The organism is Romboutsia sp. 13368 (assembly GCF_018336475.1).
In the GTDB taxonomy this organism is placed as follows: domain Bacteria; phylum Bacillota; class Clostridia; order Peptostreptococcales; family Peptostreptococcaceae; genus Romboutsia.
The window spans coordinates 721,161-722,260 of record NZ_CP048741.1 but is presented as its reverse complement, the minus strand read 5'-3'; the positions used below and the strand labels follow the sequence as shown (position 1 = coordinate 722,260).

At 22.1% G+C, this 1,100-nt stretch carries 2 protein-coding genes; one reads left to right on the top strand and one right to left on the bottom strand.

The genetic code is table 11. From position 1 onward, the window contains the following. Window positions 1-58: 58 nt before the first annotated feature. Window positions 59-586: a 2'-5' RNA ligase family protein gene (locus G3997_RS02865; protein ID WP_296647782.1), complete on the top strand. Its 528-nt coding sequence runs from the start codon at window positions 59-61 to the stop codon at window positions 584-586. A 109-nt stretch (window positions 587-695) separates the two neighbouring features. Here G3997_RS02865 and G3997_RS02860 read toward each other — a convergent pair whose 3' ends face one another. Next, window positions 696-893: a DUF1450 domain-containing protein gene (locus tag G3997_RS02860; protein WP_296647778.1), complete on the bottom strand. Its 198-nt coding sequence runs from the start codon at window positions 891-893 to the stop codon at window positions 696-698. Window positions 894-1,100: the final 207 nt, after the last annotated feature.

The window sequence follows — 1,100 nt, the reverse complement described above, 5'->3', positions numbered from 1 at the left end:
ATTTATATAGTACATTATATTATATATATAATTAAGTTGAAATATAAAGGAGAGTTTTATGAGATATGTCATTGTAAGTGTAGTTAAAGGAAAAGCTGGTATTTTTAATAATAATTTAAGAAAAGAAGTCTATGAAAAATTTAATGCTAAATCATCTAAACTGCCTGCACACTTTACTATTAAAGCTCCATTTGAAGCTGATAATATAATTGAATTAGAAAATATCTTAGAAGAATTTAGTAAAGAAAACTACTGTGCGCCTTATAAAGTAAAAGGTTATGACCATTTTGATGATAGAGTTATATTTATGAAAGTATTTATGAGTGAAGAAGGAAAAATCCTTCATGATAATTTAATAGATGCTATGAGTACGGTTAATTACATAAAGTTTGATAAGTTAGATGGTAAAAATAAAGTATTTCATATTACTATAAGTTCTAAAAAGATAAAAAATATATTTAATGATTTATTAAACTACGTAAGTAATATACCTTGTGATTTTGATTGTAATTTTGATAATATTTGTATATATAAGTGGGAAAATAATACTTGGGTACTTCATAAAGAATATATATTAAAAAAATAGTAGCTATATAGCTACTATCTTTTATGCGTATAAAACTATAGTTATTATCTTTAAATCAAATCTTAATATATTWWTATATGAAGTTAAATGTTTTTGTTAAAAATCCTCTTTATTTATGATTTTTTGCAGCTTCTAAAAATTCTTCTTCAGTTTGCTTTATAACAAGCTCTCCATTTATTTTTCCTACTGCTTCCTTAGAAAATGATCTACATGCACCTATGCATCCAGTTTTAACATTTTCTTCTCCTATAGTCTTTTTTAATTTATCTACATTTATATTTGAACAATATGGGCATACTCTTATCATTCTATTAATCTCCTTTTTTTGTTATTATAAATTATCTTTATCTATATACCCTACAGGTATATTTATAAACAATTTATAATATTTTATTGCGGTAAATTAAGGTAATTAACTTTTTATATTCATATTTTTTTAATTTAATATAACATATCTCCTGTTTAATTTACATTGTTGTTCTAGTTAATTTACTACAATATAGTTATATTTAAT

What these genes read in the sequence shown, in the direction of transcription:
- G3997_RS02865 (WP_296647782.1), top strand. Translation starts at nt 59, where the DNA reads ATGAGATATGTCATTGTAAGTGTAGTTAAAGGAAAAGCTGGTATTTTT.
- G3997_RS02860 (WP_296647778.1), bottom strand. Translation starts at nt 893, where the DNA reads ATGATAAGAGTATGCCCATATTGTTCAAATATAAATGTAGATAAATTA.